The 14,307-nt window shown below is 33.9% G+C and carries 13 protein-coding genes; 4 read left to right on the forward strand and 9 right to left on the reverse strand.

The features are described from left to right. Positions 1-114 precede the first annotated feature (114 nt). From CHLWT_RS08040 to CHLWT_RS08055, 4 genes are read left to right on the forward strand one after another with little or no spacing between them, the layout of a single operon-like run. The gene (locus CHLWT_RS08040; RefSeq protein WP_111947982.1) at positions 115-1,233 is read left to right on the forward strand and encodes a bifunctional 2-C-methyl-D-erythritol 4-phosphate cytidylyltransferase/2-C-methyl-D-erythritol 2,4-cyclodiphosphate synthase; all 1,119 of its coding nucleotides are present in this window, start codon (positions 115-117) and stop codon (positions 1,231-1,233) included. Further along, positions 1,230-2,120 carry a response regulator gene (locus CHLWT_RS08045; RefSeq protein ID WP_111968798.1) on the forward strand — a complete coding sequence of 297 codons (891 nt, stop codon included), beginning with the start codon at positions 1,230-1,232 and terminating at the stop codon, positions 2,118-2,120. The genes CHLWT_RS08040 and CHLWT_RS08045 overlap by 4 nt, the downstream gene beginning before the upstream one ends. Next, on the forward strand, positions 2,098-3,276 hold the full coding sequence (locus CHLWT_RS08050) for a sulfate adenylyltransferase (protein WP_111968797.1): 1,179 nt from the start codon (positions 2,098-2,100) through the stop codon (positions 3,274-3,276). The genes CHLWT_RS08045 and CHLWT_RS08050 overlap by 23 nt, the downstream gene beginning before the upstream one ends. Before the next feature lie 58 nt (positions 3,277-3,334). After that, on the forward strand, positions 3,335-3,790 hold the full coding sequence (locus tag CHLWT_RS08055) for a phosphatidylglycerophosphatase A family protein (protein WP_112000139.1): 456 nt from the start codon (positions 3,335-3,337) through the stop codon (positions 3,788-3,790). Here CHLWT_RS08055 and CHLWT_RS08060 read toward each other — a convergent pair. From CHLWT_RS08060 to CHLWT_RS08100, 9 genes are all read right to left on the reverse strand, one after another. Then, positions 3,783-4,223, reverse strand: coding sequence for a hypothetical protein (locus CHLWT_RS08060; protein ID WP_112000138.1), 441 nt, complete (start codon positions 4,221-4,223; stop codon positions 3,783-3,785). The two genes, CHLWT_RS08055 and CHLWT_RS08060, sit on opposite strands and share 8 nt — an antisense overlap. Positions 4,224-4,274: 51 nt before the next feature. After that, the gene (locus CHLWT_RS08065; RefSeq protein WP_112000137.1) at positions 4,275-7,349 is read right to left on the reverse strand and encodes a cytochrome c biogenesis protein CcsA; all 3,075 of its coding nucleotides are present in this window, start codon (positions 7,347-7,349) and stop codon (positions 4,275-4,277) included. A gap of 67 nt (positions 7,350-7,416) precedes the next feature. After that, positions 7,417-8,112: an ABC transporter ATP-binding protein gene (locus tag CHLWT_RS08070; protein WP_063998766.1), complete on the reverse strand. Its 696-nt coding sequence runs from the start codon at positions 8,110-8,112 to the stop codon at positions 7,417-7,419. Next, positions 8,109-8,873 (reverse strand): ABC transporter ATP-binding protein, encoded by a 765-nt coding sequence (locus tag CHLWT_RS08075; RefSeq protein ID WP_063998767.1) that lies wholly within the window; start codon positions 8,871-8,873, stop codon positions 8,109-8,111. The genes CHLWT_RS08070 and CHLWT_RS08075 overlap by 4 nt, the downstream gene beginning before the upstream one ends. After that, the gene (locus tag CHLWT_RS08080; RefSeq protein WP_111947977.1) at positions 8,870-9,913 is read right to left on the reverse strand and encodes a branched-chain amino acid ABC transporter permease; all 1,044 of its coding nucleotides are present in this window, start codon (positions 9,911-9,913) and stop codon (positions 8,870-8,872) included. The genes CHLWT_RS08075 and CHLWT_RS08080 overlap by 4 nt, the downstream gene beginning before the upstream one ends. A 2-nt stretch (positions 9,914-9,915) precedes the next feature. Then, the gene (locus CHLWT_RS08085; RefSeq protein WP_111968791.1) at positions 9,916-10,812 is read right to left on the reverse strand and encodes a branched-chain amino acid ABC transporter permease; all 897 of its coding nucleotides are present in this window, start codon (positions 10,810-10,812) and stop codon (positions 9,916-9,918) included. A 226-nt stretch (positions 10,813-11,038) separates the two neighbouring features. Continuing rightward, positions 11,039-12,154 carry an ABC transporter substrate-binding protein gene (locus CHLWT_RS08090; protein WP_112000136.1) on the reverse strand — a complete coding sequence of 372 codons (1,116 nt, stop codon included), beginning with the start codon at positions 12,152-12,154 and terminating at the stop codon, positions 11,039-11,041. A gap of 156 nt (positions 12,155-12,310) precedes the next feature. Next, positions 12,311-12,871: a c-type cytochrome gene (locus tag CHLWT_RS08095; protein ID WP_112000135.1), complete on the reverse strand. Its 561-nt coding sequence runs from the start codon at positions 12,869-12,871 to the stop codon at positions 12,311-12,313. Positions 12,872-13,008: 137 nt separating this feature from the next. Further along, the gene (locus CHLWT_RS08100) at positions 13,009-14,259 is read right to left on the reverse strand and encodes a major outer membrane protein (protein WP_112000134.1); all 1,251 of its coding nucleotides are present in this window, start codon (positions 14,257-14,259) and stop codon (positions 13,009-13,011) included. Positions 14,260-14,307: the final 48 nt, after the last annotated feature.

Below are 14,307 nucleotides of genomic sequence, written 5' to 3' on the forward strand. Positions count from 1 at the left end.
AAATTACTAAAAAAGAGATTAACTTACTCTTTTAAATTTAAAACTAAACTAATCACAATGTAAGAAAAAAAGTGTATAATTTCGTAACACTTTATAAATTTATTAGGAAGAATGTTGCTTAATATAACTTTAATTATGCTTGGAGCAGGAAATTCGACTAGATTTGGTCTGCAGTCGAAAAAACAGTGGCTTAGGATCGGGAATGATCCTCTTTGGCTATATGCGGCTAAAAATATCAGTTCAAACTATACATTTAAAGATATTATCATAGTCAGCAAAGAAAGCGCTTATATGAGTAAATTTAACTCTCATTTTAAGTTTGTCGAAGGCGGAGAGACAAGACAAGAAAGCTTAAAAAACGCTATGGCTTTAGTAGATAGCGAATTTGTGATGGTAAGCGATACAGCAAGACCAAATATTCCAAAAGAGCTGATCTTAAAACTTATAAATAACGCTTCAAACGCAGATTGTATAGTTCCAGCACTTAAAGTCAGCGATAGTGCTATATATCAAAACGAATACATAAATAGAGATGAGATAAAACTTATCCAAACACCTCAACTATCACGCTCAAGCCTACTTAGAAAAGCACTTCAAACTAATAGTATTTTTACAGACGATAGCTCTGCTATAAAAGCTATCGGTGGCAAAGTATGGTATATAGAAGGCGATGAGAGAGCAAAAAAAATAACATATAAAGACGATCTTAAATATCTAAATTTAATGCCACCATCAAATGATATGTTTTGCGGAAGTGGATTTGATGTGCATAAATTTACTAGCGGTGATTTCATAACTCTTGGTGGAGTTAAAATTCCATACGATAAAGCATTTTTAGCTCATAGCGACGGTGACGTAGCATTGCACGCACTTTGCGATGCCTTGCTTGGGGCTAGCGGACTTGGAGATATAGGAGAGCTTTATCCAGATAACGATCCTAAATTTAAAGGTATAGACTCAAAGCTACTTTTAAAAGATAGTGTAAAACTCATAAAAGAAGTTGGATTTGATATCATAAATGCCGATATCACCATACTCGCACAACAACCTAAAATAAGTCCGTATAAAGAAGAGATGAGAAAAACTATCGCAGATATCTTAGGGGTAGCACTAAATAAAGTAAATGTCAAAGCTACCACAACCGAGCAACTTGGGTTTGTAGGACGCAAAGAAGGTATAGCAGTAAGTGCTACTACTAATCTTAAATATTTCAATTGGCAGAATGTATTATGAAAGTTTTAATCGTAGAAAATGAGATATATCTCGCACAAAGTATGGCTAGTAAGTTAGCGGATTTTGGTTATAGCTGTGAAATAGCAACAAATGCAAAAGATGCCCTAAGAGATGATAAATTTGATGTCATACTACTATCTACTGGGCTAATAGGACAAGACTTTTATCCAGTTATAAAAAAGCATCAAAACTCTATCATCATACTTCTTATAAGTTATATAAGCAGCGACACAGTCTCAAATCCTATAAAAGCTGGAGCTGATGACTATATACAAAAACCATTTATGATAGAAGAGTTAGTAAGAAAAATCAAGCTTTTTGAATCATACAAAAGATATGAGATTTTAAATAACACATACGAACAGATCGTAACTTCTTATCTAAAATCATATAAATTACCAAAATGCGACTTTAAAAAGGTGAAAATCCCTCTGCTAATAGTAACAAAAAGGAAGCAATACGCAGATAGCTTCGTATTTTTCTATGCAAAATGGATAAATTTAGCATATAAGCAAATTTCAGCACTTGATGAAGAGCTGATGACTTCACTAAAATCCTATCATTATCATTCACTTTTATATATAACTGAATTTGATAAGATAGAAGAGAGTGAGCAAGAAGAAGTTTTAAAGCTGATAAAAGATAAAAGCACTATCTTAGCCACACAAACAGATATAGATATAAGCGGATTTGATAAAATGGTTATAAATATAGACTCAAACGGATTTGATGGAAGTGATATTTTGACTATTGATGAATACATAAAGCATATAATATTTGGCTATCAAGATACTTTTCCAGACACTGAGCTATCAAAAAGACTTGGAATTTCTAGAAAATCACTTTGGGAGAAAAGAAAAAAATATGACATCGCAAAGAAAAAATAGCACTATCCTTATAAATCAAGAAGCATTTGGCACTCTTTTACTTATCCAAAATCAAATACTAGGTAAATTTAATAAACTTATGAACGAAGATGAAGAGAACGAAGTAGTAAGATCTGGATATTTTCAAAATGAGCCGATGCCATACGCCTATACTTTTGCTCCATTTGGTAAAAGAAATCAACAAACCTTACTAGAAGCCAAACATGGCGATAAAATTGAGCTGATAAAAGATGATAAAATAATAGGGCATATAGTATGTTCGTCAGTATTTAAACTAAATAACGCCGAAGCAAGTATATTTAGAGCAAGAGATATCTCTTTACCAAGCAATCAAAGAGCAGGTAAATTAGCTATCAGCGGTGAATTTGAGATATATCAAGACTCACTAAAAGAAAAAAAAGCCTACATAAAACAGATTATAGAAAGCCATAACTTAAAAAAGATCACAGCCCTTATGCTAACAGCTGATCCATTTCATAGACTTCACGAAAGATTAGTAAGAATGACTATAGATAAAGCCGATCTACTAATAATATTTTTGATAAGAACGTTTAATGGCGATAAAAGACTTAGTTTTGATCTAAGGCTAAAAACACTTGAGTTTTTCAAAGACAATTTTTTACCTCGCGATAGAGTCATCATAGTCCCTTTTGAAAATACCTATCTTTTTAATGATCATATAAATCCTGTGCTTGAGTGCATAGCCGCTCACAATTTTGGTGCTACAAAACTAGTCGTAGGTCAAAATCACGGCGGTATAGGTATGTTTTATGATAAAAGCGGAGCAAATACGGCGCTAGATAAGTATTCAAAAGATCTAAATTTAGAAGTGATAGTTATGCCTGAGTTTGTGTATTGCAACGAATGTCGCACCATAGTAAGTACAAAAACATGCCCTCACGGACAACATCACCATATAAAATATCACGCAAATACCTTAAAAGAGTTGCTTTATCAAGGCATATTACCGCCTGCTATTTTGATGCGTAAAGAAATTTCGGCTATGATCTTAAGCGAACTATTTCCAAATAGATTTTATGATTTGCAAAGAATTTATGACGATCTATTTCCAAATTCTGGAATACTTGAAAAGCATAACCAAAAAGAGTTTTATGAGCAACTTATGAATTTATATCAAACTACGTCATTGACTTAAAATCAATGATAATCACAAAATATTATCAAATATAAAATAGACTATATAAGGAATAACGATGCAAAAACTATTTTTAACATTTTTTGGAATAGGACTTTTAAGACCGGCACCAGGAACTTGGGGAAGTTTAGCAGGGGCAGTTTTTGGTGTTTTGATATTTAAATTTATAGGAGACCAAACACTATTTTTGGCTTCTTTGTTGCTATTTTTAGCTTCGATAAAGGTCATAAATGACTATGAAAGCAAAACAGGCTCTCACGATGCAAGTTATATAGTCATCGATGAAGTCGCAGGCGTATGGTTAGCTATCAGTATCAGTGGCGAAACGTGGATGCAAATAGCACTATCTATTATCTTCTTTAGAGTCCTTGATATAACAAAACCGAGCATTATAGGACGTATAGATAAGAACGTAAAAGGCGGACTTGGTGTTATGGGAGATGATATGGTAGCAGGACTCTTTGCTGGACTTCTTAGTGCTATCGTTTATCAAGCGATAAATTACGTTATCTAAAAGAACGCCCATTCATACCATTTGCTTCTGCTTTATCTACTTCTAATCCGTAATTCGGATTAGATTTTTTTATCTCGTTATTAAGATATGAGATTATCTTTGCATCTGAATTTCTATGTTTTGATACTAGCGTAACAAAATGAAGATATATGTTAGTTTCTAAAGAGACGCCATCTTGTTTTTGTGGGAATTTAAAGTTTGATATAAAGTATCGAACGGTTTTAAATATAGTTTCTTTACTAGAGTTTGGATCTGAAACTATAGTTATAAGATCATTTATAGTTAAATTTCCATCTTTTTGATCTAAATTTGTATTTGACACTAAATTTGGCTTTGATTTTTTATTTTTAAATGCTATATTTACAACCAAAGCAGTCATAACTACTAAAACTATAATAATAAAAATGATAACGCCAAGTACTATGTTATTCAAATAAAATCCTTATTAAATTTAAAAAATCCAGCCTTTAAAGGCTGAAAAAACTTACAAAGTTTTACTAAAATTCTTTCTTCTATAAGCCAAAGCCGTAATTATAAGCATAACGGCTATAGCGATCCATATGAAATTTGGCACAGGGATAGGATCGCCAGATGCATAGCTATGCATACCAACTAAGTAAAAATTTACTCCAAAATACGTCATAATAATAGAACTATATCCAAACATAGACGCAACTGCAAATGCATACTGAGAATTTACACTAGGAACAAATCTAAAATGAGCGATAGCAGCATAAATTAGTATGCTTACAAGTGCCCACGTCTCTTTGCTATCCCAGCCCCAGTAACGCCCCCAACTCTCATTTGCCCAAACCCCACCAAGGAAGTTACCAAATACTAGCAAACTTAACCCAAGTATCATAGCCATCTCATTTATCCTAGTTGCTTCAAGTATATTTCTTGAAAGTTCCGGATTTTCTTTTTTACCTTGTAAAGCAAATAAAATAAGAGTGAAAAATCCAAGCAAGGCACAAAGTCCTAAAAATCCATAACTAGCAGTGATAACACTAACATGTATAGTAAGCCAGTAGCTTTGCAAAACAGGAACTAAAGTAGTTATTTGAGGATCTAGCCAACTTAAATGAGCGACAAAAAGAGTTACACCAGCAAGTATAGAAGTAAGGGCTAAAGAAATGGCTGATTTCCTAGCAAATAAAGTACCACTAAGAGCTAGCGACCAAGCTATAAATACCATACTTTCATAAGCATCACTCCAAGGCGCATGCTCTGCGATAAACCATCTAAGCCCAAGACCAATGGTATGAACTATAAAGGCTAAAATATTTATAAAATAAACTATCTTAAAGACAAAATTCATTCTTATTTTTGGCTTTATCATTCTTATAAATACAACTATCAAAAGCGAAAAACCAGCTATAAGATAAACCGGCGTTAGATTATCAAAAATTTGATATTTATTAAAAACTAGCTCCAAATCTAGCTTTTTCTGTGTTGGCATAACACTAGCACCGTATTTTGTTTGATAATCTTTTAGAGCTTTTAAACTCTCATTAGCTTTTTCCCAATTCCCATTTTCTTGTGCCACACTTACACTATCAAAATAATTTTGCAATAAGCTTGTCACCCTATTTCTCTCATCTCCAGCAAAGTTCATCATAGCACCTGCTGGTGAGTACCAAGTATTATTTGGATCGCCTTCTTTAGGTATGACTTTAAATAGCTCACCCATAAATACCATATATAAAATATTTAGTTTTTCATCGGCTTTTATCACATCTTTATCAAATTTATTTCTAACTGCTGGTGATTTTCTATTTGCAAGCTCACTATACTTTATCAGCTTATACTCCATATTTGCATCTGGATCAGTGCTAAAAAAGTCGTTAAAACTAGCATATTTCTGATTTACAGGGATACCGAGTATTTTTTTAAGCTCTTTATCTGTTATTTTTATGATAGGAACACTTCTCCAATAAGACGAATTTGCCATCATAGATAAAACAACACTATTAGCGTCCATTCCATTGTAATTATCACTTCTATAAAGTTTATTTAAAACCTCATATCCAACTGTATCAAACGGCTTCATTCTACCATCAGCACTTTGTACAACTATAGTAGCAATACTCTTTGCATGTTCTTTGTCTATAGTAGGAAGAGAATTAAATGCTTGTAAATTATTTGTACCAAATAATGCGATACAGGCTACTACAAATATAGCTAAATTTTTTGCATTAGCTTCATTTACTTTTGCAGCCAATTTTCTAAATCTAGAGTTTGGATTTAAAACATTTAGTAAAAGCCCTAAACCAAGTAAAAAATAACCTATATAAGTAGGAAGTTTTCCTGGGTCATTATTTACAGAAAGTATAGTTCCTTTTTCATCCATATCATAACTACTTTGGAAAAATCTATAACCCTTATGATCCAAAACATGGTTCATATAAATATCATAGTCCATATTTAAGTCTCCGTCTTTGACTATAACGCTGCTGCTGTAACTCATAGGCGAGTTTGATCCTGGGTAACGTTTTAGCTCAAAATCTTTTAAGTATAATGAAAATGGTAATTTTACAATCATCGGCGACCAAGCCACCTCAAACCTATCTCCGCCTATCTCTACATTATCAGGTTCCATACCATTAAAAATAGGTAAAATAGCCTCTTGTCCGTTATAGCTTAGTTTTACCATAAGAGCGTCCATACCGCGACTATTTTCATCAGCTTTTTTCACGCTTTTTACACCACTTTTTAACATAGTCTTTGGAGCAAAGTTTATACCATCTATTGTATAAAGCCTAAGCCCTTCAAATTTAACAAGCCTGTTTTTTTCGATCACACCTTTGCTCATATCTGCCATCTTCATGTAGCTTATATCTTGATTTGTTTCTATAAAAAACTCACCATCTTTTAAAATAATATTGATAAATTTAGCTTGTTTTGGCTTGTCGTTGAAAGTAAAACTGATATCATCTATCTCTATGCTCTCATTTGGAGATAGTCTAATAGAGCGACTATTTGACTCATTTGAAAACATTACTTCAAAGATAGGCTTTCCATCTTTACTCTCTACCCAAGTAGGAACTGCGTTTGGTATAAAATCCGAATAGCTTAAAACCGCTGTACCATTTTTTGCAGGTAGTGAAAGCTCAAAGCTATTATTTCCAGTGCTAGACACATATATAGGCTTAGAAACAATGTCTGTTTTATTAGCGTCTATAGATTTTAATTGTATGTAATTTTGAGCGGTGAGTATCTCATTGCTTTGGCTATTTTCTCTGATATGAATTTGTCCTTCAAATCCTATATATCTCGTTAAAATCGCACCCAAAAGGATAAATAAAAAGCTTACGTGAAATATAAAAACCGGAAGTTTTTTTAATGCAAAAAGCTTATATCTAAAAATATTATAAGCCAAATTTATACCCAAAAGAAGCTGAACTAAAGCAAACCATCCAGCACCATAAACGATAGCCCAAGCAGTTTGAGTATTATATATACTTTCTATAATAGTTGCTACTCCACTAGCAACAGCAAATATTAAAAAAAGAACGATAGCTGAACCCATACTTAAGAAAATTTTTTTTAGAAGCTCCATCACAATCCCTTTATTTTATCAAAAACGCCGAATTATATTATCAAAAAATAAATATTTTACTAACTCCTTAAGCACCCAAATATTTTCTTTTTATATCTTCATTACCTATCATATCTTTGGCACTGCCCTCCATAGCTATATGCCCGTTTTCTAGCACGTAAGCATAGTCGCTTATCTTGAGTGCTAAGAACGCATTTTGTTCGACTAGTAGTATGGTTATGCCTTCTTCTTTTAGTTTTACGATAATATCAAAAACCTCACCGACGATTTTTGGAGCTAAACCAAGGCTTGGTTCATCTAACATAAGTAATTTTGGCTCACTCATCAAAGCTCTTGAAATAGCAAGCATCTGAGCTTCTCCACCACTCAAAGTCCCTGCCAATTGATCTTTTTTTTGCTTTAAACGCGGAAAAAAGTCATACATAGCATCTCTTAAATGTTCATAGTTCTCTGAATTATTAAAAGCTCCCATTTTGAGATTTTCTTCTACACTTAAATTTATAAAAACACGTCTTCCCTCAGGGACTAAAGCGATGCCTTGTTTTACTATCGTATGGGTTTTATGCCTTATTGTTTCATAGCCTAAGAAATTTATCTCTCCTGTGCGTTTGACTGAGTTTATAAGAGCATTTAAAGTAGATGTTTTTCCAGCACCATTTGAGCCTATAAGACTTACTATCTGCCCTGTTTCGACGCTAAAGTTTATACCTTTAACTGCTTCTATCACACCATAATAAACATGCAAATTTTTAACATTTATCATTCTAAAAAATCCCCCAAATAAGCAGTTATAACTTCTTTATCTTTTACAGCGTCACTAGGAAGTCCCTCAAAGATGACTTTTCCATAATCCAAAACAAGCACTCTATCGCAAAGTTTATTTACAAATTTCATATCATGTTCTATCAGCAAAATGCTTAAATTTTTATCATTTTTTAAATTTGCTATGATACATGCTAGCTCATCTGTTTCACTAGGATTCATACCAGCTACTGGCTCATCTAGCAAAAGAAGTTTCGGGTTAGTTGCTAAAGCTCTTGCGATCTCAACTTTTCTTTGGGCTCCATAGCTCAAATTCTTTGCAAACTCATCTGCAAATTTAGCTATTCCTAGCTCACCTAAGATATCATAAGCCTTTTGTTTTGCGACTCTTTCTGCCCTGCCAAATCTTCCAAGATGCAAAACCGCTTCTGCAAAACTATATTTAGTAGAGCTATTTAAACCTATCAAAACATTTTCCAAAACACTCAAAGAGCTAAAAAGACGAATATTTTGAAATGTTCTTGCTATACCTAAATTTACTATCTCATAAGGCTTGACACCACTTAGACTTTTACCATCAAAAATCACTTGCCCACTACTAGGGCTGTAAGCTCCTGTGATTATGTTAAACATCGTAGTTTTTCCAGCACCATTAGGCCCTATTAGCCCAAATATCTCACCGCTATCCACGGCAAAACTAGTCTTTGCTATAGCTTGAACTCCACCGAAATTTTTACTAATATCTTGCAAGGTAAGTATCATTTCTTAATCCTCTTTTTAAACAGATCAAATAGTTCAAATTGTCCCATTATACCACGCCTTGCAAACAACATAACAAATATCAGCACCACAGAAAACACGACCATTCTAAGACCAGGATACGCAGACGTTTGATAGCCAAAAATATTCATCGGCTCATCTAAAAACCTAAGCCACTCACTTCCGCCAATTACCAAGATCGTTCCCAGTATCGCTCCAGTTGTACTTCCAAGACCACCTAAAACTATGATGATAAGTAGCTGAAACGTAAACATAAACGTAAATTGATCCGGACTTACACTGCCAAGTAACCCAACTAAAAGTGCTCCGCCGACACCTTCAAAAAACGCACTCACGCAAAAAGCCATAGTTTTTATCTTAAACGTATTTATACCCATAGCTAAAGCAGCATCTTCATCATCACGAACAGCTTTCATAGCACGACCAAATTTAGAATATATCAAATTTAAAATCACACAAACAGCGATTATAGCAACAAAACCGCTATAAAATATATTTGTATATTTACTTAAATTCCCTTCATTATCACTTCTTAATACCTCATTTAATCCTAAAGAACCATTTGTAAAAGCAGGGAAATTTACAGCCAAAAGCTGAATGATAAAACCAAACCCCAAAGTAACAATAGCTAGATAATCGCCCCTTACTCTAAAAACCGGCATAGCAAGAATCAGCGCCAAAATAGTCGCACAAATACCACTTACTATCATAGCAAAGATAAAATTCGTAGTATGAATAGCTAGTATAAAAGGCGACGGATCTTCAATATCAAATTGATAAAGCTTTGACTCACTACCTAGTAGTAAAAGAGCCGCTACATACGCACCAACAGCCACAAACCCATTAGGCTCCAAGCTAAACTGACCAGTTACTCCGTTTATAAGGTTGTAGCTAATAGCTAAAATGATAAAAATCGCTATATTATTTACAATACTTAAAGAATACTCACTAAAATAGTAATTGCTTAAAAATACAAATCCTATAGCTAAAGCAAAAAATATGATATGTAAAATCTTATTCATGACTAAAACCTGCTTTTTTCGAAATTATAACCAAGTATTCCTGTTGGTTTAAAAAGTAAAACCAGTATCAAAAATATAAATGCAAAAGCGTCTTTAAATCCAGCCAAATCAGGGAAAAACGCTACTGCGACAACTTCGGTAAATCCTATGATAAATCCGCCTAAAACTGCTCCGCCCACAGAACCTATACCGCCTAAAACAGCCGCCGCAAATGCTTTAAGTCCAATAAGAACACCCATCAAAGGATCAATACTAGGATAACTAAGAGCCCAAAATACTCCGCCAATCGCAGCCAAGCTTGAACCTAAAGCAAAAACTATAGAGATTATCATATTTGCATCAATACCCATTAAATTTACAGTTTGTATATCAAAGGCAAGCGCCCTTATAGCCATACCATATTTCGTTTTATAAAGTATGAAAAGCACAAAGCATAAAAGCACCAAAGTCAGCACAGGAACTAAAATAGCGATCATAGATAAATTTATATTACCTACACTCACAACTTGTTCAAAATAACTAGGCACGTTAAATGATCTAGGAGCTCCACCGAAGATAACTTGAAAAAGGTTTTCTAGTAAAAAGCTGATGGCTATAGCAGTTATCAAAAGCGATATTCTAGGTGCTTTTCTAAGCGGTTTATATGCTATCTTATCAGTCAAAACACCAAGAAGTGCCGCAACAATTACCGCAAACAAAAGAGCAAACCAAAAAGGCAGACTAAAACTAGTCATAGATAGCAGTGCTACGTAAGCTCCTACCATCATTATATCCCCATGAGCGAAATTTATAAGTCTTAAAACACCATATACCATAGTATAGCCTATAGCTATGAGAGCATACATAGACCCAAGGCTAAAGCCATTTACCATTTGCTGAAAAAATAGCGCACTATCCATAATCTTCCTACTTTTTTATTTCGAATTCCAAAACTAAATTTATTTTTTAAATATCAAATTTGATACTTAAAAAAGAGATTTCTAGCAACATAAACCGCCGCAAATAAAGCGTGTTTTATAATGTAAAAATATCCCGATATATAAATAAAAAGTAAAAAGAAATTTAGCCCTAGGCTAAGAAACAAGGGCTAAATTTCAAATTTTTTAAATTTATAAAATCTATAGATCAAGGATTTACAGTATCTTTATAAACAGCCTTGCCGCCTTTTATCTCTTTGACGACGACTGAACGAACGGCGTTTCCTTTTTTATCTATATTGATGATACCTGAAACTCCCTCAAAGTTTTTCGTCTCTTTGATCTTGTTATTTACGCACTCTCTATCTTCTGGATTTTCGCAGCGATTCATAGCATCTAGCATCAAAAAGTATGAGTCCGCCCCAAGAGCAGTAAAGCCCGGTATGTCATTGCTTCCTTTTTCTTTTGTGTAAGCTGCTACAAATTCTTTACTTCTGTTTGTAGGTGGATTTGAGCTATCAAAAGCATCTGTGTATAGATAGCCCTCACTAGCATCGCCACTAAGCTCTATAAAAGTATCGTTTGATACGCCATCTCCACTAGCAAACTGAGTTTTTAGACCGATTTGTTTTGCTTGACGAATTACAAGAGAAGCTTCAGGATGATAAAAAGGCATATAAACTAAACTTGGATTTAAGCTAGCTATTTGAGAAACTATAGCTTTAAAATCCTTATCTCCGCTACTGATCTTTAGCTCTTTTAGAACTTTACCACCATTTTTCTCATACTCTTTTTTAAAGGCTTTTGCAAGACCGATAGAATAAGATGTTGATTGATCTATGACGATAACAGCCGTTTTAAGATCTGCTTTTAGGGCATAAGCAGCAAAACTAGTTCCTTGAAACGAATCCATAAAAGTAACTCTAGCACCATATTTTGCACGATCAAGTAGCTTATCAGCAGTAGCAGCAGGTGCTATCATAGGGACTTTTTTCTCATCTGCTATCTGTAAAACTTGCTGAGTGTTACCAGTGACCATAGCTCCTATCAGACCAGCAACTTTATCATCACTTACAAGCCTAGTAGCACTTGTAGTTGTTTCTACCTTATCGCCTTTATTATCTACTAAAATTAGCTTAATACTATCTCCGTTTTTTAGTTTTGGCTCTAAGCGATTTGCCATTTCTATACCAGCCCAAGCTGTTTGACCATAAGCAGCCACAGCGCCAGTGATAGGCATAATGACACCTACTTTTACTTCTTTTGCTATCATTGATGAAGTTGCAAGCAGAGCTATAGCCGCAACAAGTGAAATTTTCTTCATTAGCACTCCTTATTAATCGTAATCACAAATGATACATAAAATTATCTTAATAAAAGAAATGATTATATGAAAAATTTAAATTTATGCTTATAATTGTAACAATTTGAAATATAAATTTGAATTTAGTAAGATTTTACGTGGAAAAACCACGCAAAATTATTGTAGATAGCTTCCTTGAGATGAAGGTTTTGTGCTTATGTCGCCATTTTGATCTTCATCTTGTTTTACAAATGCGTTATCGCCTTTAAGATAAGCGATGATATCTCCTACTTGAGAAAAGCTTACGTTTTTTGCCATAGGTTGCATAACGTATTTTAGTTGTCCGCCAAAATCAGGATCTGAGTTGTAAGCCGACATAGACGCCGCGATATCTTCGCCGCTCATATTGCTAAGACGCTCGCTAACTCCCATAGCTCTTTTTGTGCCTTTTTCACCATGACAGTGCAAACAGTTTTCATTATACAGAGCTTCACCTCTAGCGGCGTTATAACCTCTGTTTTTATCTACTCCTATATTTATAAATCCACCGCTACTATCTTGTGGTACTTTTTTATATACGTTTATAGATACATTTTCATCAGCCGCATACTTTTCTACCAAAGCTTTAAGCTCTCTACCAAAATCCCCTTTGGCTTCTATGACATAGCTACTATCGTCAGCCGCGCATAAAACCGTCGCAAGAGATGCAAAAAGTAGCGATTTTTTAAGCAAATTCATAATCTTCCTTGAAGTTAAATTTGGTAAATTATACAAAATATTTATTTAATACTTGGTAAAGTATGGAATTTAAGATAAGTAAATTTTAAAAAAAGAAGTTTTTGGAAGTAGAGCCGAAAGCTCGGCTCTATGATAAATTAGAAGTTGTATCTAGCTTCAAATCTGAAGTGATCGTTTTTAAAATCGTTTACATTTGCTTTAGCGTCAATCTCGTAATGTGACCAGAAAGTTTGGAATTTAAGTTTTTTGCTATAGTTATAATTTAGTCTTCCAACTATTTCATAAGCATCTTGCTCACCTATTGCAAGATTTGTAGTTCTTTTACCATCTACATAGTCAACGCCTACTCTAAATTTATCAAATGTATATCCAGCTACTAAGAACCAGTAGTTATTGTCACCAAAAAATCCGCTATAAGTATCATATAGATCTTCACCAGCTTCTATAAATTTACCTTGATCTTCATAAGAGACAAGCGAAATTCCGTCAGTTGAGAAATCTACATAACCAGCTCTAGCATCTACGCCAAAACCGTTGAATTTAGCTTGTAAAGCCCAAAAATCTGCATCTTTAACATTTTGATGTGAATACCAATCATAAATACTTGAAGCACCGTATTGACCTTGGAATCCTAGGTTGATATCGCTTGTTACATCAAAGCTTACAGCTACATCTACAGCATATAGATCAGCTACATCTTGAAGAAGTGCATACCATAGTTGGAAGCTAACTGGATCATAAGAGCCTATAGCAGCTACACCATAAAGGTTATTGTCTGATGTAAAAACAGGAGTTTGTACGCCATTTGTAAGTCTTTGAAGTCCTAAGGCATTAGTACCGATATGTCTATCTCTTTGTAGGTCATCAAAAGCAATAGCAGCTAGAGTAAGACCTGTGATATCTGTATTTAGTACTTTAAGACCAGTTCCTACCATATCATCAGTAAAGAATGTACCAAGAACTTGACGACCAGCTTGGATAGTAGTGTTACCAATTTTATATCCTAATAAGAATTGTCTAACATTGAAAGTTTGACCATAGTTATCAAAACCTTGATCTGCTTGCGTAGTCATAGTTTGACCAACATTTGTATTATTTACATTATCACCATCACCTGACAAATCTCTACTATCATATCTAAAGCCGATAACACCAAAGAAATTGTCATCTAATGCAGCTTTAAAATCTATAGTAGATGTAAATCTATGGTATGCTATTGCAGAATCTTTAGTAGTGCCATTATCTGTTTGAGTACTATCAAATCTATATCTTGCATAGCCAGATACATCAACGTTTTTTATAGCTTCTTCAAGTGGAGTTGCACTTGCAACGCTTGAAAGAGCACCAGCAGCTACGATAGCAGCTAAACTCATTTTAACTAATTTCATTTCTTTCTCCTTGTAAAAAGTTCAATTGTAAGTTTAATGAGTATAAGC

It is taken from the genome of Campylobacter hyointestinalis subsp. lawsonii, assembly GCF_013372165.1.
Taxonomy (GTDB): Bacteria; Campylobacterota; Campylobacteria; order Campylobacterales; family Campylobacteraceae; genus Campylobacter; species Campylobacter lawsonii.

Excerpts from the sequence above, each read along its gene's own strand:
- CHLWT_RS08050 (WP_111968797.1), top strand. The coding sequence starts at position 2,098 with ATGACATCGCAAAGAAAAAATAGCACTATCCTTATAAATCAAGAAGCA.
- CHLWT_RS08075 (WP_063998767.1), bottom strand. The coding sequence starts at position 8,873 with ATGATACTTACCTTGCAAGATATTAGTAAAAATTTCGGTGGAGTTCAA.
- CHLWT_RS08045 (WP_111968798.1), top strand. The coding sequence starts at position 1,230 with ATGAAAGTTTTAATCGTAGAAAATGAGATATATCTCGCACAAAGTATG.
- CHLWT_RS08100 (WP_112000134.1), bottom strand. The coding sequence starts at position 14,259 with ATGAAATTAGTTAAAATGAGTTTAGCTGCTATCGTAGCTGCTGGTGCT.
- CHLWT_RS08070 (WP_063998766.1), bottom strand. The coding sequence starts at position 8,112 with ATGATAAATGTTAAAAATTTGCATGTTTATTATGGTGTGATAGAAGCA.
- CHLWT_RS08055 (WP_112000139.1), top strand. The coding sequence starts at position 3,335 with ATGCAAAAACTATTTTTAACATTTTTTGGAATAGGACTTTTAAGACCG.
- CHLWT_RS08095 (WP_112000135.1), bottom strand. The coding sequence starts at position 12,871 with ATGAATTTGCTTAAAAAATCGCTACTTTTTGCATCTCTTGCGACGGTT.
- CHLWT_RS08085 (WP_111968791.1), bottom strand. The coding sequence starts at position 10,812 with ATGGATAGTGCGCTATTTTTTCAGCAAATGGTAAATGGCTTTAGCCTT.
- CHLWT_RS08065 (WP_112000137.1), bottom strand. The coding sequence starts at position 7,349 with ATGGAGCTTCTAAAAAAAATTTTCTTAAGTATGGGTTCAGCTATCGTT.
- CHLWT_RS08080 (WP_111947977.1), bottom strand. The coding sequence starts at position 9,913 with ATGAATAAGATTTTACATATCATATTTTTTGCTTTAGCTATAGGATTT.
- CHLWT_RS08090 (WP_112000136.1), bottom strand. The coding sequence starts at position 12,154 with ATGAAGAAAATTTCACTTGTTGCGGCTATAGCTCTGCTTGCAACTTCA.